The organism is Pseudomonas sp. NFIX10 (genome assembly GCF_900111955.1).
Taxonomy (GTDB): domain Bacteria; phylum Pseudomonadota; class Gammaproteobacteria; order Pseudomonadales; family Pseudomonadaceae; genus Aquipseudomonas; species Aquipseudomonas fluorescens_AA.
Window position 1 is genome coordinate 46,465 of sequence record NZ_FOKH01000037.1, and the last position, 26,001, is coordinate 72,465.

The following is a 26,001-nucleotide window of genomic DNA, read 5'->3' on the forward strand; positions in this document are numbered from 1 at the left end:
CGGCGCAGGGCAGGGCAATCGGGTAGATACTGCGCAGTCCCCATTGTCCGCCAGGCGATTTGCGTCTAGTTTGCTGCCCCATCACAAGTACAAAAAATCAGGAGTTATCGATGCAACCGATTCGTCTCGGCCTGGTGGGCTACGGCAAGATTGCCCAGGATCAACACGTTCCAGCCATCCACGCCAACCCCGCGTTCCAACTGGTGGCGATCGCCACGCAAGGGCAGCCCTGCGCCGGGGTGGAGAACTTCCGATCCCTGGGCGAGCTGCTCGAAAACGGCCCGCACGTCGATGCGATTGCGTTTTGCACACCGCCGCAAGGTCGATTTGCCCTGGTGCAACAGGCGCTGGCGGCCGGTAAACACGTTCTGGTGGAAAAGCCGCCGTGCGCCACGTTGGGTGAAGCCATGGCCTTGGTGGAGCAGGTTCGCGAGCAAGGCGTCAGCGGCCTGTTTGCCTGGCATTCCCGTTACGCCCCTGGCATCGCAGCCGCCCGTGACTGGCTGGCCGGTCGCACCTTGCACAGCGTGCAGATCGATTGGAAAGAAGACGTGCGCAAGTGGCACCCCGGCCAGGCGTGGATCTGGCAACCCGGCGGCCTGGGTGTCTTCGATCCCGGCATCAACGCGTTGTCGATTGCGACTCATCTGTTGGCGCTGCCGTTGTTCGTGGAGGCTGCCGAGTTGCGTGTGCCGGACAACTGCCAGTCGCCGATTGCCGCCAGCATCAAGATGGCCGATGCGCGCCACCTCGATATCCGGGCGGAGTTCAATTTCGACCATGGCCATGACGAGCTCTGGAGCATCGAGATTCGCTGCGCCGAAGGCGTCCTGCGCCTGGACAACGGCGGTGCGCTGTTGAGCATCGACGGCGTGCGCCAGGCCGTCTCCGAGGAGGGCGAGTACGCGGCGGTGTATCGACATTTTCAGCAACTGATCAACGACAAGGCCAGCGACATGGACCTGCAGCCACTGCGGTTGGTCGCCGACAGCTTCTTTGTCGGCAGTCGGACGGCGGTCGAGCCGTTCTACGATTAACCCAGGGAACTGCAGTTGAACGAACAGACATTGTCCATGCGCCTGGAGCGCGTGGCGGCGCATATGCCAGCGGGTGCGCACCTGGCCGATATCGGCTCGGATCACGCTTACCTGCCGGTGGCCTTGTTGCGCCGTGGCGTCATTGCGACAGCGGTGGCCGGCGAGGTGGCGTTGACACCGTTGCGTGCCGCCGAACGCACCGTGGGCGAGAATGGCCTGGAGCAACGGATCAGTGTGCGCCTGGCCAATGGCCTGGCGGCAATCGAGCCGGAAGATGGGATTACGGCGATCAGCCTCTGCGGCATGGGCGGCGAGACGATCCGCGACATCCTGGACAGCGGCAAAGCACGGCTGAGCGGGCACGAGCGGCTGATTCTGCAACCCAACGGCGGCGAACAACCGCTGCGCCAATGGCTGATGGAAAACGACTACCGCATCCTTTGCGAGGAAGTGCTGCGGGAAAACCGCTTCTACTACGAGATCATCGTCGCCGAGCGTGCCGGGCCAGTGACGTACACCGCCGAGGAGCTGTACTTCGGCCCGCTGCAGATGCAAGCGCGAACCCCGGCCTTCCTGGCCAAGTGGCAACGCCTGCTGCGCCAGAAACAAAAGACCCTTGCCAGCTTCGCCAAGGCACGGCAAGCCGTGCCCGAAGAGAAGCTGCAGGACATTGCCCGGCAGGTCCGGTGGATCAGTGCGCTGCTGGCTTGAGTTGCATCGAGGTTGGATGTGTCGACGTCATCGCGAGCAAGCTCGCTCCCACAGGGCGTTGCGCAAGTTTCTTTTGTGGGAGCGAGCTTGCTCGCGATGAGGCCATCAGTGACTTCACTGATGCGAGAAATGCCATCTTCTCCGGCTGCCCGACTAGCGACCCATCAGGGGGTAGTGCTTGATACGACATGCATATGAGTTACCGTCGCCTTTACAGACACCATCCAGGTAGCGGTAGTCCACCCGTACCGACTGCCCTTTGCCGGGCCATTGTCGGCGGGGGAGCGTGGCTTGGTAGTCCGGGGTTTCTGGCGTAAAGGTGAGCGACGAACCTTGCAGCGGACACTCCACCGAGGAGGACCTCGGCCGGACTTTCACGACCTGCGCCTGAAGCTGCGGATAAGGGCGTTTCAGGACCTCGACGATACGCAGCTCCATCTGGCAGATCTGCCATGTCGAGGCCTGGACGGGCTCGCACAGGAGGGGGAGCGTCAAGGCAAGCAGTGCGAGGCATGCTGCGTGAATGTTCATGGCCGCTGGCCTGGACTGCTGGTTCAACCGTAAAGCCCCATCAGTGAGAAAGACTCGTCGGCGCTCAATGCGACAATCTCGGTCAGCGAATGCAGGAGCACCGGCACCAGCAGGCCACCGCTGACCACCCTGGCGACGGCGAACACGCCTCCACAGGCGAAGATCAGCACGATCGTCATCCAGTTCCCGTACTGGATGTGCATACCGGCGAAGACGGCCGACGTCACGATGATCGCGATCCATGTCCAGGCACGGCTATTTTCGTAGGGAAACAGCCGGAGCATGTAATGGCGGAAGAACAGTTCTTCGGCGATGGGCGGCAGCACGATCAGCGAGGCAATCTTGATCGTGGCCTGCCAACGGTTGAGCCCGTCCAGAAGCTCGGCCATGAACACCTCACGTGGCAACCCGAACACGAAGACGGCGGCCCCGAAAAGCAGGTAGGCCCCGACAATGCCGATCGCCCCCCTCCGCAAGGGTTTGCCAATGGTATGGCCGCGCCACTGCATGCGTGAATCGGCGCGGTATTGCAAGGCGAAGAGAGCGAAGAGAACGAGCGCGGTGATCCCCGAGGTGGTCGTGAACATCAGATAGGCCTGCATGTCCGCGGGTACGAAAAGAACCTCGGGCATCGCGGCCAGGAAGACGACCACAGTGGCCAGCACCAACATCCCGAGCCGGGGAAAGAAACGGTAGGGCGATAAAGTGGAGGCGGTTGCAAACTCAGGGGCGGCACTTAGATTCGTCACAGTCACTCCATGAGTGCAAGGAAAAAGGCATGATGCCAGTGTTTTGCTCGTCTGGGATGGGTTCCTGTTGGCTTTGTGGAGAGGTAGGCAATTGGCATCCCACTACGTCGAACGTGTGGCGTAAGGAACAGGCATCCATGCAACTGCACCACCGCCATCGCGAGCAGGCTCGCTCCCACACTCGATCTCCAGTGGACACGAAATTCATGTTCAACCCAGAACCCCTGTGGGAGCGAGCTTGCTCGCGATGAGGCTCGCCAGCTCAACATCCCTGTAGCTGAATCACCGCTATCGCGAACAAGCCACGCGGTCTGGCCAAGAGCTACCTGCTCACAGCTGCTTCGAGCCCCCGCCAATCTGCCAGACATACGGCGGTTCCGTACCGTTGATTTCCCAATCACCGATGATGCGCTCCTTGTAGATCAACGGATTATGCGAGGCAGCGGTGCGGGCATTGCGCCAGTGACGGTCGAGGGCCTTGCTGGTGCTGGTGGCCGAAGCACCGAGGGCATTGAACAGGTCGCTGGTGGCGCGCAACACCAGGTCGGAAATCACCACCTGGGCCTGGGCCGACTCCAGTTCGGCGGCGATGTTGGCGGTGTGCTCGATTTCGGCGTCCTGGCTGAAGCGACTTTCGTAAGCGCGTTGGGAGGCGCTCGCGGCGCGCAGGGTGGTGGCTTCGGCGGCATAGACTTGGGCCGATGCCCTGCCGACCACTTGTTGTACTTGCACGTCCTGGCTCACTTCGCTGGCATTGCCGGTGCTGAAGACCCGTGTGCGTTTGCGCACTTGCTCGGTGATGTCATGAACCGCAGCGCGGCCGGCACCGGTCAGCACAGCCAGCAACACCAGTTGATAAAATGCGGTCTGGTATTTGAAGCGGGTAGAGAAGTCGATGAGGTTTTGCGCCTCGACCAACGCATTCTCGAACAGCGATGTCCCGCTGCCGGTGGTGCGTTGGCCGAAGCCGTCCCAATCATCGCTTTGCTTGACGCCCGGCTGGTGCACGCGGACGGCGGCAATCACGTCGGCGCCGTTGTCGTCGCGCTGGGCATACACGTCAATCCAGTCGGCGAAGATACTGCCGGTGCTGTAGTACTTGGTGCCGTTGACGACCCACTGATCATCCTGGCGGGAAACCCGGGTGCCGACTTCACCGATTTTCACCGCGCCGACTTCCGTCCAGGCATTGCCCACCAACTCACCCTCGACAAAGCGCTTGAACCAGATGTCCTGTGGGCTACTGGCGTGGGCGTTGAGACGGTCCTCGACGAATGCGAAGTGCCCGCGCAAGGCCTGGGGCAGGTTGGAATCGGCTTCAGCCAGTTCGATCAGTAATTGCAAGAGCTGCGGCAACGAAGCCCCGGCGCCGCCATATTCGACCGGTACGCGGACGGCGCCAAAGCCTGCTTCCTTCAGCCACTTCACCTGTTCAAAAGGCAGGCTGCGCGTCTGCTCACGCTCCAGGGCGCCGGCCTGGATGCGTGCAAAGATCGGCCGGAAGCGTTCGGCCAGGGACTCATAGTCGGTGCCCGTGGAAAGGATCGGCGGCAGGTGGTGTTGCTGTGCGGTCATGTTGATATTCCTTCTGGGTGGCGAGTCGGCGGGCAGGGGAAAAATCTGCCGGTGCCAAAGGCCATTGCACAGTCCATGCCCGAGGCCCAACGCCCGTAAATGCGGGGCTTATACGGCATTCCTTGGCGCAAGGGCTGTCCTGGCCACGGACAATCTGTTGCGCAACTGTCTGCCGGGAAACAGTTGCCACGACGGATATCGACAGGCCAGGTGTTGGCCAGGCAACAGCGGACCAACAGCTTGCCCGTCGGGCGACAGTGCAGTGATTGGGTTTTTGATGTAATTATTTGATTAATAAGGGAATATTGAACTGGCACGGTTGCTGCTCTACACCTTGTGCAGACGCTGAGGTGGCGTCTCCAGGCATGGGGTAAGCGATGAGCAAGCAATTCAAAGTGGTGGCGGTGTCAGGCAGCGTGCAGCACCCGTCACGCACCCTGGCACTGCTCCAGGCGTTGGTGGACCGGCTCGGGCAGCAGCTGCCGATCGAGGTGCGCTTGATCGAATTGGCCAAGGTCGGTCCACAGTTCGCCGGGGTGTTGCGTCGCGAGGCGTTGCCGGCTGCCGTGCAAGAGGATCTGCATGCCATTGAATCGGCCGATCTGTTGATCGCCGCCAGCCCGGTGTACCGAGCCTCGTACACCGGCCTGTTCAAGCACCTGTTCGATTTTGTTCATCACGAAGCCCTCAAGAACGTACCGGTACTGTTGGCCGCGACAGGTGGCTCGGATCGCCATGCCTTGATGATCGATCACCAGTTGCGGCCCCTGTTCGGCTTCTTCCAGGCCCTCAGCCTGCCAGTGGGGGTCTATGCCAGCGAAACCGATTTCAGCCAATACCAGATCTCCAGTGCACAGGTGCTGGAGCGTATCGAGCGCGCCGTCGAGTCGGCGTTGCTGAGCCTGGTCCCGGGCGTCCGGCGTGACGCCAGTGCTGCCTGATCCTTTTTTCCTTTCACAACGAGCCGTGGAGTACATGCAATGAGCCAGGACACGATCAAATTTGCCTACTGGGTGCCCAACGTCAGTGGCGGTCTGGTGGTCAGCAAAATCGAACAACGCACCGACTGGGGCATCGACTACAACCGCAAGCTGGCCCAGATCGCTGAAGCGGCCGGCTTCGACTACGCCCTGTCCCAAGTGCGCTTTACCGCCGGCTATGGGGCTGAATACCAGCACGAGTCCGTCGCGTTCAGTCATGCTTTGCTGGCCGCTACCACGCGCCTGAAAGTCATCGCCGCAGTGTTGCCGGGGCCGTGGACGCCATCGGTGTTGGCCAAGCAGATCGCAACCATCGACCACCTGACCGGCGGCCGCGTGGCGGTCAACATCGTGTCGGGCTGGTTCAAGGGCGAGTTCACGGCCATTGGCGAGCCGTGGCTGGAGCACGATGAGCGCTATCGCCGTTCCGAAGAGTTCATCACCGCGCTCAAGGGCATTTGGACCACCGACAACTTCACCTTGCGCGGTGATTTCTATCGTTTCCACGACTACACCCTCAAGCCAAAACCACTGCAGCAGCACCCGGAGATCTTCCAGGGCGGCAGCTCACGCGCGGCTCGGGACATGGCCGCCCGGGTATCGGACTGGTACTTCACCAACGGCAATACCGTGGAAGGCGTCAAGGCGCAGATCGATGACCTCCAGGCGAAAGCCGCGGCCAACAACCACAAGGTCAAGGTCGGCGTTAACGCCTTTGTCATTGCCCGCGACACCGAAGAAGAGGCGCGTGCGGTCCTCGCCCAGATCATCGACCAGGCCGATCCCGAGGCCGTCAATGCCTTTGGCGATGCGGCGAAGCAGGCCGGCAAGTCCAGCCCGGAAGGCGAGGGCAACTGGGCCAAGTCCAGCTTCGAGGACCTGGTGCAATACAACGATGGCTTCAAGACCAACCTGATCGGCACGCCGCAGCAGATCGCCGAACGCATCGTCGAGCTCAAGGCCGTGGGTGTGGATCTGGTGCTCGCCGGTTTCCTGCACTTCCAGGAAGAAGTCGAGTATTTCGGTCGTAAGGTCCTGCCGCTGGTGCGTGAGCTGGAGCAACGCAAAGTGGCAGCCAAAACGGCGGCGGTCGCTTAGGCGCGGGAGGCAGCATGGGCACGTTCATCGACACCCCCGACGCGGTCCCGGCCAGCTTGCCCCAGTGGTTGCAGCGCCAGGCGCTGGAGCATGGCACGGACGTCGCGCTGCGCCACAAGCACCTGGGTGTCTGGCAGGAGCGGACCTGGGCGCACGTGGCCGACGAGGTGCGCCGTTTCGCCAGTGCCCTGCAAACCCGTGGTTTTGCGGCGGGCGCGACCCTGACGATCATCAGTCGACCCAGGCCGCAGGCACTGCTTGCCGCCTTGGCCGCGCAATGGCTGGGCGGCGTGGCGAGTCTGTTCGACCCGCTGGAGACGGCGGCCGAACAGGTGCAACGGCTCGCCACGCTGCAGCCGGGTTTCGTCTTGGTCGAAGGCGTGGAAGAAATGCTACGTCTGCGTGCGGCGCAGGTGGCCGTGGGGGTGTGGGTCTACCTCGACAAGCGTGGCCTGTCGGATTCGCTGCCATTTGCGCAAGCGCTGGATTACGCCGCGTTGGCTGCCGAGCGGCCAATCGTTGACCTGGCCCCGCGAGGGCAAGCACTGCAAACGGCCTTTGTCTTTTCTCGCGGAAGTGGACGGGCGATGGAGGAGCAACGCGTCAGCCACGCCGAACTGTTGCAGGAGGGGCAGCGGTTGTTGGCGCGCGAAGGGCTGGGCCGGCAGGAAGAGGCGCTGGCCGCACGGGCGTTCGCCTCGGGCGGGCAAGCTCGCTATTTGCTGGCGCCCTGGTTGATGGCCGGTTTTCGCCTGAACTTCCCTGAGAACCTGGCGACCCGTGATCGCGACCGTCGCGAGCTGGGCCCGACGCTGGTGGCCGGGACGCGGGAAACCTACGAGCGTGTGCACCGCTATGCGCTGGAACGTTTGCCGGAGCCGGGCAGTGGGTCGCGCCGGCTGGTGGACTGGGCGTTGGCAGCGCAGCCGGGGCTGTTGCAACGGCATCTGGGGGACTGGCTGGTGCGCCGGCCGTTGCGCGACGTGCTGGGGTTTTCCCGGACCCGCGCACCGCTGCTGGTGGGCGATGCCTTGCCGCCCGAAACCCAGGCTTTTTTCCTGGCATTGGGTATCAAGGTCCGCCAGTGGGACGACGGGGCCCACTGGCAAGCGCCGCCGAACCTGGTGCAGCGCACCACCGATGACTGGACGGGCCTCCAGTCGCAACTGGCCTGAGAGGAAACGCCCCATGACCCAGACGGCCATCACGCATTTGCTGGAGCTGGACCATATTTCGCTGTCATTCAAAGGCGTCAAAGCAGTCACGGACATCAGCTTTCGCGTCGTCGCCGGTGAAATCTGTGCCTTGATCGGCCCCAACGGCGCCGGCAAGAGTTCGCTGCTGAACGTCATCAGCGGCGTGTACCAGGCCCAGGACGGGCACATCCGTTTTGATCGACAGGAGCGGCGCCGGATGCGTCCCCACGACGTGGCGGTCCGCGGCATTGCCCGGACATTCCAGAACATCGCGCTGTTCAAAGGTATGAGCGTGCTCGACAACGTGCTCACCGGACGCAACCTCAAGCGCCGCAGCACCTGGATCGAACAGGCGCTGCGCATCGGTCGCGCCCGGGCTGAGGATGACCGTCAGCGCGAAGCGGCCGAGCGCGTCATCGCGTTCCTGCATTTGCAGCCTTGGCGCGACGTCCTGGTGGGCACGCTGCCCTATGGCTTGCAGAAACGGGTGGAACTGGCCCGCGCGCTGGCGGCGGAGCCTCGGCTGTTGCTGCTGGACGAGCCCATGGCCGGAATGAACGCCGACGAGAAGCAGCAGATGAGCCGCTTTATCGTCGACATCAACCGTGAGCTGGGCACGACGGTGGTGTTGATCGAGCACGATATCGGCGTGGTCATGGACATCAGCGACCACGTGGTGGTGCTCGATTACGGTCGCAAGATCGGCGACGGCTCACCTGAAGATGTACGGCAGAACCCCGAGGTCATTTCGGCCTACCTGGGCACTCGCCACTGATACCGGATATTCGACGCCTTCCCGCCAGGGAGGGCAGGCCAGTTGCGTCCGCAGAATAGGAGCGGCGATGGAATTTTTCTTTGAAGTATTGATTGGCGGGTTGTTGGCGGGGGTAATGTACGCCTTGGTGGCCATCGGTTTCGTGCTGATCTACAAGGCCTCCGGGGTGTTCAATTTTGCCCAGGGCGCGATGGTGCTGTTCTCGGCGCTGACCTTCGTCAGCCTGGTGGAGCGCGGTGTGCCGTTCTGGCTGGCGTTCGTCATCAGCCTGGCGGCCATGGTGCTGATCGCGGTGGCGGTGGAGCGGGTGGTGTTGCGGCCCTTGGTCAACCGTTCGCCGATCACGCTGTTCATGGCCACCCTCGGGCTGTCCTACGTCATCGAAGGCTTCGCCCAGGCACTGTGGGGCGCCCAGGTGCATGGCCTGGAACTGGGTATCAGCGATGAGCCGCTGGAGTTGGGCGGGATGTTGTTGTCGCAGTTCGACATTTTTGCCGCAGTGACCGCGGCGTTCCTGGTACTGCTGTTGTCCTGGCTGTTCAACAAGACCCGGCTCGGATTGTCGTTGCGGGCGGTGGCCGATGACCCGCTGGCGGCGTTGGCCGTGGGCATTCGTTTGCAGCGGGTCTGGGTGGTGGTGTGGGCAGTGGCGGGGTTTGTCGGGCTGGTCGCCGGCCTGCTCTGGGGCGCGCGCCTGGGCGTGCAGTTCTCGCTTTCGCTGGTGGTGCTCAAGGCCTTGCCGGTGCTGATCATCGGTGGGTTCACCTCCATCAGCGGGGCGATTGTCGGTGGCCTGATCATCGGGGCTTCGGAGAAGCTGGCGGAGGTTTACCTCGGGCCCTTCATCGGCAGTGGCATCGAGAACTGGTTTCCCTACGTGCTGGCGCTGTTGTTTCTGCTGGTGCGTCCGGCGGGGTTGTTTGGCGAACGGGCCATCGAACGGGTTTAGGGGGGAACACTCATGTTTTATCGAGAAGCAGGCCAGTTCAACACCCGCTATGCCCAGGACCGCCGGGTCTTCGCCCTGCGCCAGGACCGTCACGGGCTGGCCGCCTTGCTGCTGTTCGCCTTCGTCGTGGTGCCCTGGCTGGGCAACGACTACTGGTTCAGCGCGATCCTGATTCCGTTCCTGGTGCTGTCCCTGGCCGGGTTGGGGCTCAATTTGCTCACCGGTTATACCGGGCAACTGTCCCTCGGTTCGGCGGCGTTCATGGCGGTGGGAGCCTTCGCCACCTACAACCTTGAAATACGGGTCGCCGGCTTGCCGTTGTTGGTCAGTATCGCCCTGGGCGGGTTGACGGCGGCGCTGGTGGCGGTGCTGTTCGGCTTGCCGAGCCTGCGCATCAAAGGCTTCTACCTGCTGGTCTCGACCCTGGCGGCGCAATTCTTCGTGACCTGGGCGCTGACCCGGTTCAGCTGGTTTTCCAACAACAGCGCCTCGGGCGTGATCAGTGCGCCGCGCCTGGAGGTCTTCGGGGTGAACCTCGACGCGCCGGCCGGCCGCTATCTGTTGACCCTGAGCGTGGTGGTAGCGCTGTTCTGGCTGGGCAAGAACCTGGTGCGCAGTGAGTTGGGGCGCAACTGGATGGCGGTGCGCGACATGGACACCGCCGCTGCGATCATCGGTATTCCCCTGGCGAAGACCAAGCTGCTGGCGTTCGCCATCAGTGGATTTTTCCTCGGCGTGGCCGGTGCCCTGTGGGCCTTCGCTTACCTGGGCACCGTGGAGCCCCACGGCTTCGATCTGAACCGCTCGTTCCAGATCCTGTTCATCATCATTATCGGCGGCCTCGGCAGCCTGCTGGGCAACTTCCTCGGCGCGGCTTTCATCGTGCTGTTTCCGGTGTTGCTTTCGAACCTGGTGTCGCTGCTGCCCGGCGGGCTGGTGGACGCCGGCCAGGTGGAGAACCTGCAGAAGATGATATTCGGCGCCCTGATCATCCTGTTCCTGATCAAGGAGCCAGAGGGCCTTGCGCGCCTCTGGCAGAGATTTCGCCAGCGCGCACGGCTGTGGCCGTTGCGCTACTGAGCGAACCGCACAACGCGGGTTTGCAGTTCCATTTTGTTGGCTTATCCATGGCTTCATAACAAGGAAAATTCGATGTTCAAACGATCATTCGCCAGCAGCCTGGCACTGGCCCTGAGCCTCACCGCCGCGGCGTTTACCGTCCAGGCGGACAACGAGCAATACTTCCCGCTGCAAAGCTATCGCGTCGGCCCGTATGCAGCCGGTGGCACCGGTTTTTTCGGCGGCTTCATCGACTACCTCAAGTACGTCAACGCCAATGGCGGCGTGAACGGCGTCAAGTTGACCTGGAGCGAGTGCGAGACCGAATACGTGGTCGAGAAAGGCGTGGAGTGCTACGAACGCCTGAAGAAAGGCTTGAACGGCGCGCCGGCGGCTGCCACCAATCCGCTGTCGGTGGGCATCGCCTACGCCACGCTGGAGCGCTCGACGGCCGACAAACTGCCGCTGATCACCATCAACCACGGGCGCACGGATTCCACCGATGGCAGCGTGTTCCCCTACGTTTTCCCGTTGCAGTTGAACCCGTATTCCGAGGTCTCGGCGATCATCAATTACATCGGCCAGCGCGCCGGCGGGTTGGACAAGCTCAAGGGCTTGAAGATCGTCACCCTGTATCACGGTTCGCCCTATGGCAAGGAAACCAATGAGGTCCTGCAAACCCTGGCCGACAAATACGGTTTTGCGTTGACCTTGCTGGAGGTGCCGCACCCAGGCAACGAGCAGCAGTCGCAGTGGCTGAATATCCGCCGGGAAAAACCCGATTGGGTGATCCTGCGCGGTTGGGGGGTGATGAACCCGGTGGCGCTGAAAACCGCGCAGAAAGTCGGTTTCCCGGCCGACCACATCATCGGCAACATCTGGAGCAACTCCGAAGATGATGCCGCGCCGGCCGGTGCCGCGGCCAAGGGCTTCATCGCCATCACCACGCACCCTTCAGGTACTGATTTCCCGGTGTTGCAGGGCATCAAGCAGCAAGTGGTCGACGCCGGCCATGGCGACCTGGCCGATCCCAAGCGGTTCGGCACCGTGTACTACAACCTCGGTGTGGTCAACGGCATCCTCAACGTAGAAGCGCTGCGCATTGCCCAGCAGAAATTCGGCAAGCAACCCCTGACGGGTGAGCAGGTGCGTTGGGGCTTCGAGAACCTCAAGCTAGACGACGCCCGGCTCAAGGAACTGGGGGCGTTGGGCCTGGTGCAGCCGTTGCAATTGTCCTGCTCGGACCATGAAGGCGGTGGTGCGGTGCGTTTCCAGCAATGGGACGGTACCCAGTGGAAGCTGATCAGTGACTGGGTGCAGGCCGACCGCGCCCTGTTGCGGCCGATCATCGAAGCGTCTTCGCACCAGTACGCCCGGGAAAAAGGCATTACCCCGCGTGATTGCAGCAAGGAATCCTGAGGCATCGCGGCAACCGGGCGCACGCGTCCGGTCGCTGTCTGAAAAGGCGAAACAGCATGGCGACGAACGTGCCGATCCTGCAGATCGACGATATTGAAGTGCTCTACGAACAGACCATCCTGGCGGTGCGCAGTGTGTCGCTGGAGGTGGAAAAAGGGCAGGTCGTGGTGCTGCTGGGCGCCAACGGCGCGGGTAAAAGCACCACGCTGAAAGCGGCCTCCAACCTGGTGCGCGCCGAACGGGGCGAGGTGGTGCGGGGGCGGATTGTCTACCAGGGGCAAGACGTGACCCGCAGCGCGTCTCACACCTTGGCGGCGAGCGGCCTGGTGCAAGTGCTGGAAGGTCGGCATTGCTTTGCCCAGTTGACCGTGGAGGAAAACCTGCTGGCCGGTGCCCTGGCGCGCCAGGTGCCGCGGCGCCAATTGCTGGCTGACCTGGAATTAGTCTATGGCCATTTCCCCCGGCTGAAACTGCGGCGCAAAAGCCTGGCCGGCTACACCTCGGGCGGCGAGCAACAGATGATCGCGATAGGCCGCGCGCTGATGGCCAGGCCGCAACTGGTCTTGCTGGACGAACCGTCGATGGGCCTGGCGCCGCAGATCGTCGAGGAAATCTTCGAGATCGTCCGGCAACTCAATCAGCGTGATGGTGTGAGCTTCTTGATCGCCGAGCAGAACATCAATGTCGCCCTGCGTTACGCCCACCATGGCTATGTGTTGGAAAGCGGTCGGGTGGTCAGCGAAGGCAGCGCCGAACAACTGGCGGCCCGCAGCGATCTCCAGGACTTCTACCTGGGTGCGCGGGCCGGGGCGAGGGCTGAGGCGCCCTTGAGCGTCGGGCCGCGATCAAGTTGAAAGATTGACCACCTGACCGTCCCGCGTGCTGAGCGTGGGACGGCGTTTGTTGACCACCAGTTCGCCAATCCTGATCAGCAACGTGCGGGTGACGTTGCGACTCAGGCCCAGCAGGCTGGCGGTGTGGACCTGATTGCAATTGGCGTATCGGTAGGCGGTGCGTAACAACTCGGCCTCTACCTTTTCATACACATCGCCATGCTCCTGCTCGAGCAGTTTCTCGAAGGCTTTCTGCAAGAGTTCCTCCGCACTTTGCGGGGCTGCTGGCGGTGGGTTGTCCTGGCGCTCGATACGAAAGTTCGACAGGTGCAGGTCCTGCACACCAATCACTTTGTCGCGGCAAATCAGCAGCGTGTGGTGGATGACGTTTTCCAGTTCGCGGATGTTCCCCGGCCAGGAATAGTCGAGCAACTTGCGTTGCGCCTGAGCATCCAGCGTCACCTCGCCGTGACCGAGCCTGTGGCTGTACTGCGCGATGAAGTGGCGTATCAGCGGCAGGATGTCGCCGGGACGTTCGCGCAGCGGCTTGAGCGCCAGGCTGACCACGTTCAGGCGGTAATAGAGGTCTTCGCGAAAGTGCCCGGCATTGATGGCCTTTTCCAGCTGTACGTTGGTGGCCGCCAATACACGCACATCGATCTTGATGCTCTTGCGCGAACCGAGTCGAACCACTTCGCGCTCCTGCAATACCCGGAGCAACTTGACCTGGATCGGCAGCGGCAAATCACCGATTTCATCGAGGAACAGGGTGCCGCCATCGGCTTCCTCGAACCAGCCGGCCTTGGCCGTCAATGCGCCGGTAAAGGCGCCTTTTTCATGGCCAAACAGCTCGGCCTCCACCAGGGTCTCGGAAAACGCCCCGCAGTTGACCGCAACGAACGGCTTGTGGCGACGGGCGCTGAGGTTGTGCACGTGGCGCGCCACCAGTTCCTTGCCGGTGCCGGTCTGGCCGATGATCAACACGCTGGCATCACTGGGCGCTACTTGTTGCAAGTGTTCCAGCAAGGCCCGGGAGGTGGGGTCTTCGAAAACCTGGGCCGTGGCACGAATCGAGGTGGCCAGGCCGGGGGAGGGAGGTAGCGTTAGAAGCTGCATGACGGTGGCCCGTTAATGAGATTGCCGTGACGGAAGGTGGGTGAGCGCCAACGCTCCTTGATGGCATCACCGCAGGAAGCCATTGGGCTTAAGACTTAATCTAAATGATCTAAAAAAACGATAATAAATAACTTTAAGTTATTTGCTTAGGACTGGGCCGACGGTAAGAGCCAGGCCTGCTCCCACGGGCACGGCGGGTCAGGACATTCAGATCGGCAAGCAATGTCGGTAAAAAGTTTTATTGACTAAAAAATTACATCGAGTAATTATTCTTCTGCATCTGCTTTCACGCAGAGTCATTTCGCAGGGGCAACCCAATGAATCAGAACACCGTGCCTTCACTGGCCAGTCTCTACGTCGAGACTCACGAATCGCCCTCCGACGCACGCCTGGCGCCTTCGCTCATGCAAGGCTTTCCCGCCGAACCCCAGCGCCGCGTCACCTGGCACAACTGGATGAGCCCGCCCTACAGCCAGTGGGGTTTCCGCAACCTGGCGCGCTTGCGTCCTTCCATCGATGTGCGGGCCGGCACCGGGCCGGTCAGCGCGTTCAAGCAGGCACTCCAGCCGCTGGATGAGCTGCACTTCGACAGCGAGTGTGGCTTGAGCATCAGCGTGATCGACCACCTGATCGCCAGCCAGACCGATGGGTTTCTGGTCCTCAAGGGCGACACCGTGCTGTTCGAGCGCTACTTCAATGGCCAGTGCCCCCAGGACCGGCACATCATGTTTTCGGTGACCAAGTCGCTGATCGGCGCCCTGGGCGAGCAACTGGTTTGCGAAGGTCTGTTGGACCCGACGCTGACGGCCGCCCATTACGTACCGGAACTGACGGGCAGCGCGTTCGGCGATGCGACCGTGCGCCAGCTGTTCGACATGGCCGTGGCCGTCGATTACAGCGAGGTCTATGAGGACCCGGACTCAGAGAGTTCCCAATACGGCTACGCCTGCGGTTTCCAGCCGGCGCCAGTGCAGTACACGACGTTCGAATCCCTGTACCAGTACTTGCCGTCATTGAGAAAACACGGCAATCACGGCGGTTTTTTCCATTACGTGACGGCCACCACCGAGGCGCTGGCCTGGGTCATGGAGCGGGCGTCTGGCAAGGCCTGTCATCAGTTGCTGCAGGAGGTCTGGGGCCAGTTGGGCTGTGAGCGTGACGGCTACTTCCTGGCGGATCCCTGGGGCCGCAGCGTGGCCGGTGCCGGGTTCAGCGCGACCTTGCGTGACATGGCGCGCTTCGGCCGCCTGCTGGCCAACGATGGCCGCCTGCAGGGGAGGCAGCTGGTCTCGGCCGAGGCGCTCGCCGGTATCGCCGCTGGAGCCGACCCCGCCATCTATGCCGCCTGCGCCGACTTTTCGAGCTGGACCCCTGGCGCGTCCTATCGCAGCCAGTGGTATGTCTTCAACGACCACAGCCAGGCGCTCATGGCCGGTGGCATCCATGGCCAATACCTGTTCATCGACAAACCGTCCGGCGTGGTGATCGTCAAGCAGTCGTCCCTGGGCGACGCCGTCAGCCCCTTCGACGGCGACAGCGTGCGCATGCTGCGTGCCATCGCGGCGCAACTGACGCCCTGACTTCATCCGATAACCACAAGAGTTTCGTTCCGCTCACCCGGCCCAGCCAGGTGTTGGCGCGGGTTTGCGCCGCCATTCACTGCCCTGTAACAACAATAATCAACAGGAGCTCCATATGGTTTCCATGATGCGTTTGTCCCGAACGTTCCTCGTGCTCGGGTTACCCTTGACCGCCCAGGCTGCCTGGGCGGGCTACACCTTCGAGGAGGGCAACCTCAAGGGCGAGGTCAACTTAACGGCCGGTGGCGCGGTCCTGTCCACCCGCAACGTCAATTTTGGCGGCGGCGTGGTGGACATGCGCAGCGGCAAGAATCGCGGCACGAAAATCGATTGGCAGGAGTTCTACGTCAAGCCGGGCGTCAAGTTGGAGTATGCCGTGCAGCCGGATTTCAGCCTGCTGGCCGGCGGCTCCCTGGTGGGGGCAACCACCTTCGGTGATGGCGATGCCGGTGGCTTCACCCGCAGTTCCGACGGCAAGGTGTCGACCGAAGAGTTCTATGGCGGTTTCCGCGCCGGGGAATGGACGGTCACGGGCGGTCGCCAGAACTACATGATCGGCAACGGTTTCATCGTGATGGATGGCAACCTCGACCAGTTGAACGACGGCGCCTATTGGCTCGCCCCGCGCACCGCCTTCAAGGATTCGGCGGTGGTCGCCTGGGATCATGGCGCATTGAAAGTCCAGGGCTTCAGCCTGGGGACGGACAGCGACCTGGGGGACTTCCGCATGAGTGGCGTGAACCTGGACTACAACCTCGACGACCAGGTGACGCTGGGCGCCACCGCATTGAAGGTCAAGGCCATGGGGCCCAAGGGCAGTACCTTGCCGCGTCGCCGTGATGGCATGTTGGTGTATAACGTCAGGGCCTTGAACGCCAGGCTTCCGGCTATCCCGGACCTGACCCTCAATGCCGAATATGCCCTGGAACGGGGTAGCGGCGAAGGCGTGGACTACGACGCCAAGGCCTGGTACGGCCAGGCGGACTACACCTTCAGCACGCTGCCGTTGACCCCGGTGATCGGCTACCGTTATGCGAGTTTTTCCGGCGACGACAACCTCACCGACAACCGACAGAAAGCCTGGGATCCGTTGAGCAAGGGCTTCGTCGACTGGAGCACCTGGCTGATCGGCGATGTCGTCGGCAACTACCTGATGTTCAACAGCAACGAAAACGTCCAGCAGTTCTCCCTCAAGACCCACCTCAACGAAACCCTCACCCTCGGTGCGATCCACTACCAGTTCTGGCTCGACGAAAAAAACTACATGGGCACCGCCGTCAGCGACCGGCGTTTTGCCGACGAGAGTGTCGTCTTCCTGGATTGGGCGCCGTCGAAAGCGTTGTCCACCTCGCTGTCGTATAACTGGGTCAAACCCATGGCGGCGGCCAAACAGGTCTTCGGCGACGACCGGAAATTCAGCGCGCTGGAACTCTACTTCACCTACCGCTATTAAGTGCCGCGAGCCTTCGCGGCCGCGCTGGAGTGTTTGATCATGAACATGCTTTTGCGCAACACCTTGCTGGGCGCTGTCGTTTCGATGCTGGTCAGTGGCGCGAGCCTGGCCGAAGAGCGGACGGTGCGGATCTACAACTGGATCGAGTACCTGCCGCCTGAAATCCTCAAGAGTTTCGAAGAGGAAACCGGCATCCGTCCCATCTATGACGTCTTCGACAGTGTCGAGACATTGGAGTCCAAGCTGCTGACCGGCAACTCCGGGTATGACGTGGTCTACCCGAGCAGCACCAACGTCAGTCACCTGATTGCCGCCGGCGCCGTCGAACCCCTGGACCGCAGCCAGTTGCCGAACTGGCAGCGCCTGGACCCCGAGTTCATGAAGTCCCTGGAGGCGGTGGGCGATCCGGGCAACCGCTATGCAGCGCCGTACCTGTGGGGCACGACCCTGATCGGCTACAACGTCGACAAGGTGCGCCAGGTATTGGGTGCCGATGTGCAGATGAACACCTGGGACATCCTTTTCAAGGAAGAGAACATGGCCAAGCTGGCCAGTTGTGGCGTCGGTCTGCTGGACGCCGCCAACGAGATCGTGCCCATTGCCTTGCATTACGAAGGGCTGGACCCCAACAGCCAGAAACGTGAGGACTACGCAAAGGCGCAGGCGGCCATGCTCAAGGTCCGGCCTTACATCACCTACTTCAATTCGTCACGCTATGGCATGGACCTGGCCAACGGTGAGATCTGCGTAGGGGTGGGTTGGTCCGGTGGGGTGGCCCTGGCCAAGCGACTGGCCGAAGACGCAGGGAAGGGGGTCAAGGTGGAGATGGTGCTGCCCAAGGAAGGTGCGCCGATGTGGTCGGACGTGATGATGGTCCCCGCCAACGCCCCTCATGCCAAGGAAGCCTATGCGTTCATCAATTACATCTTGCGTCCGGATGTCATCGCACGAATCAGTAACAAGATCGGTTACCCCAACCCGAACAAGGACGCCACGGCGTTGGTCAATGCCGACATTCGCAACAACCCCGCCATGTATGTGCCGGACGAGGCGCGCAAGACCCTGTTCGCCCTGGAGCCGGTGCCGGCCGCCGTGGAGCGGATCCGCACCCGCACCTGGATCGGCATCAAGACCCATCACTGATCAGCGTGACCCGGCGCTGCGGCGCCGGGTTCGTACCAGTGGGGGCCTCCCTCAGGCGCGCATGCCCAGGAAGAGCAATTCGGTGATTCGCCGGACCTGGGTGGAGTGTGCCTCGATATCCGGTTGTTCCTGGTTGACCAGCCTGAACAGCTGCAAGTGCGAATAGTCGTTCAACAGGAACGCGGCGAGGTCGACGTCCAGGTCGGCGCGTAATTTGCCGGCCTGTTGCAATTCCCTGATCAGCCCACTGATTTCGGCCCTGAGCGCATCGTTCATGGCGCGATACCCCTCGGGCAGCCCGTTATCGCCACCAAACAGGATCAGTGGCAGCAACTCGCGCCACAGGCTCGGGTGCATGACCTCCAGTGCGTAACCGGTCAACAGCCGCTCCAGATAACACAGCGCTTGGACCGGGTCCTCGATTTCAGGCATCCGGCTGCGGGTGTCCGTGAGCGCGCGCTGGTCGGCGTCGTGCAGGATTTCCAGGATGATCTCCTGCTTGTTGCCGAAGTACTTGAACACCGTGGGAGCCGATACGCCGGCCTGGCTGGCGATCTGTTCGATGGTGGTGTTCTGGAAACCCTGGCGCTCGAACAGTTCGACCGCCGCCTTGCTGATGGCTTGCCGGCGTTCGGCTTTTTGACGTTCACGCAGTCCGCTCACGGGAGGATCCTTGTCGTAAGGAAGAAGTTGAAGGCCTTGGCACACCAATCCTGTGGGAGCGAGCTTGCTCGCGATAGCAGTGGATCAGCCGCATTCGAGTCGACTGAAACACCGCCATCGCGAGCAAGCTCGCTCCCACAGGGTTTGCGGTTCGCGGCAGGCCGGGCATAGGCATGCAAAATACTTAACCCAGTAAAGTTTTTAAAGGGTTTATTTCGTTGCCGCTCCTCGACGACTTAGCTGAATGCCACGGTCCAGACGCCTGGCAAGAGGCAAAACGCCATGCCTCCACGTGGCGAAATCAGGCACAGAGATGGCGCGTTCAGGTAGCTGACTCGAGAGGGAAGGCAGGTAACGTGGCGCGACTTTTCACCGCGAGTGCGCACGTTCGCCCAAGGTGGATCAACACAGCCAAACGGTGCCGCTTCCAGGAGGGGCGGGAAAACCAGCACCACCGACTTTCCCTGCGCGCGACTCAATGTTCGATCACAAGAGAATAAGAAAATGACCAGCCCCAGCTTCAAGGACTCGAACGGCCATCTGGCACAGGGCTTCAAGCCTCGTCACGTCACCATGCTGTCCATCGCCGGAATCATCGGCGCGGGTCTGTTCGTGGGATCGGGCCACGCCATTGCCGCCGCCGGCCCGGCCGTCATGCTGGCCTATTTGTTTTCCGGGCTGTTGGTGGTCCTGGTCATGCGCATGCTGGGCGAGATGGCCGTCGCCAATCCGGACACCGGCTCCTTCTCCACCTATGCCGACCAGTCCATCGGGCGCTGGGCAGGCTTCACCATCGGTTGGCTCTACTGGTGGTTCTGGGTGCTGGTGATTCCCATCGAAGCGTTGGCCGCCGGTCATGTACTCAACCAATGGTTTCCCGCCGTCGATGCCTGGCTGTTTGCCTCGGTGTCGATCGTGCTGCTGGCCGTGACGAATCTGTTCAGCGTGTCGAAATACGGTGAGTTCGAGTTCTGGTTCGCCATGGCCAAGGTCGTGGCGATCATCGGCTTCATCTCCCTGGGTTTCGCGGTGCTGATGGGCTGGATTCCCGAGCGCGAGGCCAGCGGCCTGAGTCGGTTGATGGAGGAGCATGGCGGGTTCGCCCCCAACGGCCTGTCGGCGGTGGTGGGCGCGTTCATCACCATCATGTTCAGCTTCATCGGTACGGAGGCGGTGACGATCGCTGCCGCCGAATCCGATAACCCTGCGCAGAACATCGCCAAGGCCACCCGTTCGGTGATCTGGCGTATCGGTGTGTTCTACCTGCTGTCGATCTTCGTGGTCATTTCCGTGGTGCCTTGGAACGATCCGCTCCTGGCTTCAGTTGGTTCCTACCAGCGGGCTCTGGAACTGATGAACATTCCCCACGCCAAATTCCTGGTGGACGTGGTGGTGCTGATCGCCGTGGCCAGTTGCATGAATTCTTCGATCTACATCGCCTCGCGGATGTTGTATTCCCTGGGGCGCCGTGGCGATGCGCCAAAGGCCTTGAAGGTCACGTCCTTGGCCGGCGTGCCACGGTCCGCAGTGATTGCCAGCACCGTGTTGGGCGCGGGTGTGACTTTGTTCAGCTATTTCATGCCCGCCGGCTTGTTTCAGTTCCTGCTCGCCAGCTCCGGCGCCATCGCCTTGCTGGTGTACCTGGTGATCGCTATCTCGCAATTGCGCATGCGCCGAATGATGCAACGGCAGAACATCGAGCTGCCTTTTCGCATGTGGCTGTTCCCTTGGCTGACCTGGTTAGTCATCGTGTTCATCTCGGCGGCGCTGGCGGTCATGATGATCACCCCCGAGCACCGCAGCGAGGTCAGCACCACCCTGGGTCTGGCACTGGTCATTTCCTTCATCGGTCTGGCGACGTCGCGGCATGCGCCCCAGCCTGAGCGTGTCGCCTCCCTCGGCTAGTCCCGCGTTTTTGCCCTGTTGACGCCACGTTACTGGCGTCAACAAAACCGCCTTTCCAGCCCATTCAAGACGCAAAAACCTCAGTCTGGAAGCGCGGCCCTTCCGCCTGTCACCCACTTGCAAATCCAGCCTGGCGAACCGGCACTAACCCGCAGTCGCGTTGTCAGTAATTGGCGCCTGTAGGGATGAGGATCGCCCCTGGTATCGGCACATCAGCTAGATAGTTTTTTCTCGAGCTCTCTCGATGAAAAGAGCCTCGCGATGGATTGCGTCCTAGACCGACAATTTCTTTTGCAGGCAATTTCCCATGGGGTTTCTACTCGATCCGCGTCATGACATCGATGCTGCCTTACTGAGCTACCGCCGGGTGTTCTGGGCGCTGGCGTTGTTCAGTGGCGTGATCAATCTGCTGGTGCTGGTGCCGTCGCTGTACATGATGCAGGTCTACGACCGGGTCCTGACCAGCCGCAACGAAACCACCTTGTTCATGCTCACCTTGATGGCCCTGGGACTGTTCATGTTCAGTGCCTTGATCGAGTGGGTGCGCGGTGAGGTGATGATCCGTATGAGCGCGGGGCTGGACGATGCCTTGGGCGAGCGGGTCTTCGACGCGGCTTTCGCCCGCAGCCTGCGCGAACACAACGCCAACCCGGCGCAGGTGCTCAGCGACCTGGCGACGTTGCGCCAGTTGATCACCGGGCAAGGTTTGATCGCGTTGCTCGACGCCCCCTGGCTGCCGATCTTCCTGCTGGTGGCGTTCATCTTTCACCCCTGGTTCGGCGTGCTGACGCTGGTGCTCGCCCTGGTGCTGATCGGCTTGGCGCTGTGGGGCGAACTGGCCACGCGCACGCGCCTGGGCGAAGCCAATCGCTTGGGGGTGCAGTCGTCGATCTATGTCAACAGCACGCTGCACAACGCTGAAGTCATCCAGGCCCTGGGCATGCTCGGGCCGTTGCGCCAGCGTTGGAGCCTGTTGCAGCAACGCATCATTGCCGCCCAGGCCCATGCCAGCGACCGCGGCGCGCGCATCACTTCGGCGACGCGTTTCGTGCGGATCTCCGGGCAGTCCCTGGCCTTGGGGCTGGGGGCCTTGCTGGTGCTCGAAGGCCAACTGTCGGCGGGCATGATGATTGCGATGTCGCTGTTGCTGGGGCGAGCCCTGGCGCCCGTGGAAATCGCCATCGGTTCGTGGAAGCAATTCAACGCCGGGCGCCAGAGCTATCAGCGCCTGAGCCAATTGCTGGCGCAGCACCCGCGTGAGCGCCTGCGCATGCCGTTGCCACCGCCCAGCGGCGCGGTGCGCCTGGAACAGTTGTACGTCGGCCCGCCGGGGGCTTCGCAGCCGATCCTGCGCGGGATCAATTTCAGCCTCGCCAAGGGCGACGTGCTGGCCGTGGTCGGGCCCAGCGCCAGTGGCAAATCGACGCTGGCCCGGGCCCTGGTCGGGGTCTGGCCGGCCATGGGCGGGTCGGTGCGCCTGGACGATGCCGAGATCAGCCAGTGGTCCCACGACGCCCTGGGGCCGCACCTTGGCTACTTGCCCCAGGACATCGAGTTGTTCGACGGCACGGTCGCCGACAACATCGCCCGTTTCGGTGAGCAGGACGCCGACAAAATCATCGCCGCCGGACGGCATGCCGGCATCCACGAAATGATCCTGAGGTTTCCCAAGGGCTACGACACGCCGCTGGGCCCTGGCGGACTTGGCTTGTCCGGTGGGCAAAAACAACGCCTGGGCCTGGCTCGCGCGCTCTATGGGCGGCCGTCGCTGATCGTGCTCGATGAACCCAACTCCAATCTCGATGACGCCGGCGAGGCGGCGCTGGTCCAGGCGATCAGTGCGCTCAAGGCGGCCGGCAGCACCGTGGTGTTGATCACTCACCGGCCCAGTGTGCTGGCGGTGGTCGATCACATCCTGGTGCTCAAGGATGGTACTCAACAGGCGTTCGGCCCTCGGGACCGAGTGCTCAAGGCATTGATGCCGGGGCCGCGACCGGCCACGGTCAGGGAGGCTGGCAAAGATGCGTGATCTGATCCCAGAGACACACGCTTATAGCGAGCAGGGGCTGAGCGTGCGCAACACCCTGGCGCTGCCGAGCGCCAGGACCGATGCCGGGCGTGCGGCGCGTTATGGTGTGGGGTTCCTGGTCCTGACGCTGGGTGCTTTCCTGCTTTGGGCCTGCCTGGCGCCACTCGATCAGGGCGTGGTGGGCAGCGGCACCGTGGTGGTGGCGGGGGAGCGCAAGGCGGTGCAGTCGCTGGTCGGCGGGGTGGTGGAAAAGCTGCTGGTCAGCGATGGCGACCGCGTCACCCAGGGGCAATTGCTCGTGCAACTCAACACGGTGCAGGCGCAGTCGCAACTGGACGTGACCCTGGGCAAGCTGCTCAATGATCGCAGCATCGAGGCGCGCTTGATTGCCGAGCGCCTGGGCAGCGCCGAAATCCAATGGCCCGCGGAGCTGCTGGCGCGTGCCGACGAGCCACGGGTCAAGGCGGCCATGGCGTTGCAGAGCCAGTTGTTCATCACCCGCCGTGCGGAGCTGGGCAGCCGCTTGCAGATCATCGAGCACGAAGCCGCGGCATTGCAGCAACAACTGCTTGGCTACGAAGGCGTCAAGCGCAACTACGACGCGCAGATGCGCTTCCAGCAGCAAGAGCTTGAAGGCCTGCGTGACCTGGCCCGGGAAGGCTACGTTCCGCGCAACAAACTGTTCGAGGCCGAGCGCAATGCGGCCCAGTTGGCGGGGCAGATCGCTTCTGGGGTGGGCGATGTCGGCAGGACCCGGCAGGCGATCAACGAAAGCCGGCTCAAGGCCTTGCAAGCGCAGCAGGAGTTCCGCCGCGATGCCGAAACCCAGCTCAGCGAAGTCTCGGCCGAGGCGGCCGGTTATGCCGATCAGATCCGGGCCTTGCAGTTTGAAGTCGACAACGGTGCGATCCGCGCGCCCGTGGCCGGGCAGGTCATGGACGTGAGCATTCATACGGTCGGCGGCGTTGCGCAGGCCGGCCAGACCCTGATGCAGGTGGTGCCGCTGGATGCGCCGATGGCGATCACCGCTCGTTTCGAGCCGCTGATGGCCAACAAACTGCGCCCGGGCCTGCCGGTACATGTGCATTTCACCGCGCTGCAACGGGTGGATACACCGACGGTCACCGGCACGGTGACGACGGTGTCGGCGGATCAGTTGATCAATGAGCAGACGCACCAACCGTACTTCTCCGCCAAGGTCGAGATTCCCGCCGAGACCGTCGTCGCGTTGCAGGGCGCCGGCCTGCTGGTGCGCCCCGGCATGCTCGCCGATGTCACGGTGGTGACCGGCGAACGCACCTTGATGAATTACCTGATGAAGCCTTTGCGCGAACGCTTGCTGGCAGCCTTCAAGGAGGAATGAGCATGGTCGACCGTTGTCGCTACCGTTGCCGTGTGTTGCTGGGCCTGTATACCGGTTGGGCGGTGATCAATCCGCTGTGGGCTGCCGAGGGTGGCCTGAGCCTCACCGCCGCCTACGATGCCTCGCGCCTCAACGATCCGACCGTGCAGTCGGCGGCTCACGCTTTTGAAGCTTCGCGCCATGAAGAGGACATCGGCCGTGGTGGCCTCTACCCGCAAGTGTCGCTGACCTCGCGCTACGGCTACGGCGGACGTACCGACGGCGGTGACGACAGCACTTACGTCAACAGCAACGATTATCAGGCGAACAACGTCACCCTGGCGGCGCAACAGCCGCTCTATGACAAGGCCCGCTGGGCGGCGTACCAGGAAGGCAAGGCGCGGGGGCAACTGGGTATCCAGGTGTTCGACGTGGCCGGTCAGACCTTGTATGACCGGGTGGCGAAGGGGTATTTCGACGTCGCCCGGGCCGAGAACGAGATCAAGCTGATCCAGCAGCAAAAGGCGGCCATCCATGGCTTGGTCATCCAGAGCAAAAAACTGTACGAGGGTGGCCAGGGCGCGATCACCGATATCGATGAGGCTCAGGCGCGGCTCGACCTGGTGCAAGCCCAGGAGGCTGAAGCCCAGGCGCGCCGCGTGGCTGCCTTGCGAGCCTTGTCCGGGCGGGCCAGCGTGCCCATCGATGACATCCTGCCGATGCGCGAAGAACTGGCCGCCGGTAGCCCGATCCCGCCGGAGCAGGACTTGCCGTACTGGACGGCGATTGCGCGCCAGGCCAGCCCCGAGCTGGCCGCCCGGCTGGCGGCGGTGAAAGTCGCCGAAGCCCAGGCCGACAGTCAACGCGCCGGGCATTACCCAACCCTGTCGTTGACCACTCAATTGACCCGCCGGGAAACCCGTCAATACCAGGAACTCGACCCGCGCCAGGACACCTATTACGTGGGCGTGCAGTTGGACATTCCGCTGTATCGCGGCGGGGCGGTACGGGCCTCGGTGGCCAAGGCCGAAGCACAACTGGCGGGCGCCCAGTCCGACTACGACGTGCAGCGCCAACAACTGGCCGAGGACATCGAGGCCGATTACCTGGGCGTCGTCGCCGGGTTCACCAAGAGCAAGGCCATGCAGCGGGCGGTAGAGTCCAACCAGCGAGCACTGGCGTCGACGGAAAAAGGCTTCCAGGGTGGCGTGCGTTCCACGGTGGATATTCTTGATGCGCAGCAGCGGCTGTTCCAGGCCCGCCGGGACCTGCTCAATACCAAGCTCGACATGCTGCAAAGCTATGTGAGCCTGCACACTCACACTGGTCAGATGAACCGCGCGGTGCTGGAACAGGTGCAAAGCTTGTTCTAGACAGCCCGGGGTTCAAGTTCGCCAAAAAGCTGTCCAGGCCTTGTGCTTGCCTTCAAGTTTTCAGGCTCAGCAGGACCCTTGTGGGAGCGAGCTTGCTCGCGATAGCGGTGGATCAGTCAACATCCATGCTGGATGTGCTGCCGTCATCGCGAGCAAGCTCGCTTGTATGGTAGGACTTGAAGGGGGGAGGAGGGACAAAGCTCGATTCTGACTGTTAGCCGCAGTACAGACCGTGGGAGATTTCACCCCTCCTCCTTTCACCCAAGCGCCGATAAAGAATGCATCTGGCCTAGACCGACGATAGGAACAAGCCTGCGCCTCTGGGTGAACCCTTCAAGTGTTCAAACCTTAGCCCGGAGGATTTTCAATGGCAATGCCGGTTTCTGTCGCAAAGCCGATCGTGGGTGTTGATGTCGCCAAAGATGAGTTGGTGATTTATCACGCACAAACAGATCGACTGGAAGCGCTCCCCAACACCAAGGCAG

General features: G+C 62.4%; 22 protein-coding genes and 1 pseudogene. 18 read left to right on the forward strand and 5 right to left on the reverse strand.

Annotated features, from left to right (window positions below; genetic code table 11):
• Positions 1-110: 110 nt before the first annotated feature.
• Both BM321_RS25740 and BM321_RS25745 read left to right on the forward strand, forming a co-directional pair.
• Positions 111-1,037 (forward strand): Gfo/Idh/MocA family protein, encoded by a 927-nt coding sequence (locus BM321_RS25740; protein WP_092445609.1) that lies wholly within the window; start codon positions 111-113, stop codon positions 1,035-1,037.
• Between the two features lie 15 nt (positions 1,038-1,052).
• Complete coding sequence (locus BM321_RS25745) at positions 1,053-1,748, forward strand: tRNA (adenine(22)-N(1))-methyltransferase (RefSeq protein ID WP_092445610.1); 696 nt, start codon at positions 1,053-1,055, stop codon at positions 1,746-1,748.
• 153 nt (positions 1,749-1,901) lie between these two features.
• Here the strand turns inward: BM321_RS25745 and BM321_RS25750 are convergent, their stop codons facing one another.
• The 3 genes from BM321_RS25750 to BM321_RS25760 all read right to left on the reverse strand — a co-directional run bounded on the left by BM321_RS25750 (position 1,902) and on the right by BM321_RS25760 (position 4,603).
• On the reverse strand, positions 1,902-2,279 hold the full coding sequence (locus BM321_RS25750) for a hypothetical protein (protein WP_092445612.1): 378 nt from the start codon (positions 2,277-2,279) through the stop codon (positions 1,902-1,904).
• 23 nt (positions 2,280-2,302) lie between these two features.
• Positions 2,303-3,028: a CPBP family intramembrane glutamic endopeptidase gene (locus tag BM321_RS25755; RefSeq protein ID WP_256573482.1), complete on the reverse strand. Its 726-nt coding sequence runs from the start codon at positions 3,026-3,028 to the stop codon at positions 2,303-2,305.
• Positions 3,029-3,358: 330 nt separating this feature from the next.
• A complete protein-coding gene (locus BM321_RS25760; RefSeq protein ID WP_092445616.1) occupies positions 3,359-4,603 on the reverse strand; it encodes an acyl-CoA dehydrogenase family protein in 1,245 nt (414 codons plus the stop codon).
• A 377-nt stretch (positions 4,604-4,980) separates the two neighbouring features.
• Here BM321_RS25760 and msuE point away from each other — a divergent pair, with 377 nt between their 5' ends.
• The 8 genes from msuE (at position 4,981) to BM321_RS25800 (ending at position 12,933) form a co-directional block, all read left to right on the forward strand.
• Entirely contained in the window at positions 4,981-5,544 is a 564-nt protein-coding gene (gene msuE / locus BM321_RS25765; protein WP_092445618.1) for an FMN reductase, read from the forward strand.
• A 39-nt stretch (positions 5,545-5,583) separates the two neighbouring features.
• Entirely contained in the window at positions 5,584-6,681 is a 1,098-nt protein-coding gene (sfnG, locus tag BM321_RS25770) for a dimethylsulfone monooxygenase SfnG (protein WP_092326265.1), read from the forward strand.
• 14 nt (positions 6,682-6,695) lie between these two features.
• Positions 6,696-7,856 (forward strand): AMP-binding protein, encoded by a 1,161-nt coding sequence (locus tag BM321_RS25775; protein ID WP_092445620.1) that lies wholly within the window; start codon positions 6,696-6,698, stop codon positions 7,854-7,856.
• 13 nt (positions 7,857-7,869) lie between these two features.
• Positions 7,870-8,652, forward strand: coding sequence for an ABC transporter ATP-binding protein (locus BM321_RS25780; RefSeq protein WP_092445622.1), 783 nt, complete (start codon positions 7,870-7,872; stop codon positions 8,650-8,652).
• A gap of 67 nt (positions 8,653-8,719) precedes the next feature.
• A complete protein-coding gene (locus BM321_RS25785; protein WP_072410122.1) occupies positions 8,720-9,601 on the forward strand; it encodes a branched-chain amino acid ABC transporter permease in 882 nt (293 codons plus the stop codon).
• Positions 9,602-9,613: 12 nt separating this feature from the next.
• Positions 9,614-10,681 (forward strand): branched-chain amino acid ABC transporter permease, encoded by a 1,068-nt coding sequence (locus BM321_RS25790; RefSeq protein ID WP_092445624.1) that lies wholly within the window; start codon positions 9,614-9,616, stop codon positions 10,679-10,681.
• Positions 10,682-10,753: 72 nt separating this feature from the next.
• On the forward strand, positions 10,754-12,079 hold the full coding sequence (locus tag BM321_RS25795) for an ABC transporter substrate-binding protein (RefSeq protein WP_060742660.1): 1,326 nt from the start codon (positions 10,754-10,756) through the stop codon (positions 12,077-12,079).
• A gap of 56 nt (positions 12,080-12,135) precedes the next feature.
• Complete coding sequence (locus BM321_RS25800) at positions 12,136-12,933, forward strand: ABC transporter ATP-binding protein (protein ID WP_092445626.1); 798 nt, start codon at positions 12,136-12,138, stop codon at positions 12,931-12,933.
• Here BM321_RS25800 and BM321_RS25805 read toward each other — a convergent pair.
• Positions 12,925-14,028 (reverse strand): sigma-54 interaction domain-containing protein, encoded by a 1,104-nt coding sequence (locus tag BM321_RS25805; protein WP_092326274.1) that lies wholly within the window; start codon positions 14,026-14,028, stop codon positions 12,925-12,927. The two genes, BM321_RS25800 and BM321_RS25805, sit on opposite strands and share 9 nt — an antisense overlap.
• A 317-nt stretch (positions 14,029-14,345) precedes the next feature.
• On the opposite strand from BM321_RS25805, the gene BM321_RS25810 reads away from it, so the two are divergent.
• From BM321_RS25810 to BM321_RS25820, 3 genes are all read left to right on the forward strand, one after another.
• Positions 14,346-15,608 (forward strand): serine hydrolase domain-containing protein, encoded by a 1,263-nt coding sequence (locus BM321_RS25810; protein WP_092445628.1) that lies wholly within the window; start codon positions 14,346-14,348, stop codon positions 15,606-15,608.
• Between the two features lie 115 nt (positions 15,609-15,723).
• Entirely contained in the window at positions 15,724-17,061 is a 1,338-nt protein-coding gene (locus tag BM321_RS25815; protein ID WP_092445630.1) for an alginate export family protein, read from the forward strand.
• A 39-nt stretch (positions 17,062-17,100) separates the two neighbouring features.
• Positions 17,101-18,204, forward strand: a complete 1,104-nt coding sequence (locus BM321_RS25820) for a polyamine ABC transporter substrate-binding protein (protein ID WP_092445633.1) — start codon at positions 17,101-17,103, stop codon at positions 18,202-18,204.
• Positions 18,205-18,255: 51 nt separating this feature from the next.
• Here BM321_RS25820 and BM321_RS25825 read toward each other — a convergent pair whose 3' ends face one another.
• Positions 18,256-18,867 (reverse strand): TetR/AcrR family transcriptional regulator, encoded by a 612-nt coding sequence (locus tag BM321_RS25825; protein WP_072410139.1) that lies wholly within the window; start codon positions 18,865-18,867, stop codon positions 18,256-18,258.
• A 504-nt stretch (positions 18,868-19,371) separates the two neighbouring features.
• Here BM321_RS25825 and BM321_RS25830 point away from each other — a divergent pair.
• The 5 genes and pseudogenes from BM321_RS25830 to BM321_RS31100 form a co-directional block, all read left to right on the forward strand.
• Positions 19,372-20,772 carry an amino acid permease gene (locus BM321_RS25830; RefSeq protein WP_092445635.1) on the forward strand — a complete coding sequence of 467 codons (1,401 nt, stop codon included), beginning with the start codon at positions 19,372-19,374 and terminating at the stop codon, positions 20,770-20,772.
• A gap of 307 nt (positions 20,773-21,079) precedes the next feature.
• Complete coding sequence (locus BM321_RS25835) at positions 21,080-22,801, forward strand: type I secretion system permease/ATPase (protein ID WP_092445637.1); 1,722 nt, start codon at positions 21,080-21,082, stop codon at positions 22,799-22,801.
• Entirely contained in the window at positions 22,794-24,164 is a 1,371-nt protein-coding gene (locus BM321_RS25840; protein ID WP_092445639.1) for an HlyD family type I secretion periplasmic adaptor subunit, read from the forward strand. The genes BM321_RS25835 and BM321_RS25840 overlap by 8 nt, the downstream gene beginning before the upstream one ends.
• Positions 24,165-24,166: 2 nt before the next feature.
• The gene (locus tag BM321_RS25845) at positions 24,167-25,516 is read left to right on the forward strand and encodes a TolC family outer membrane protein (RefSeq protein WP_092326283.1); all 1,350 of its coding nucleotides are present in this window, start codon (positions 24,167-24,169) and stop codon (positions 25,514-25,516) included.
• 367 nt (positions 25,517-25,883) lie between these two features.
• Positions 25,884-26,001 (forward strand): annotated as a pseudogene (locus tag BM321_RS31100) (IS110 family transposase); the annotation flags it as partial.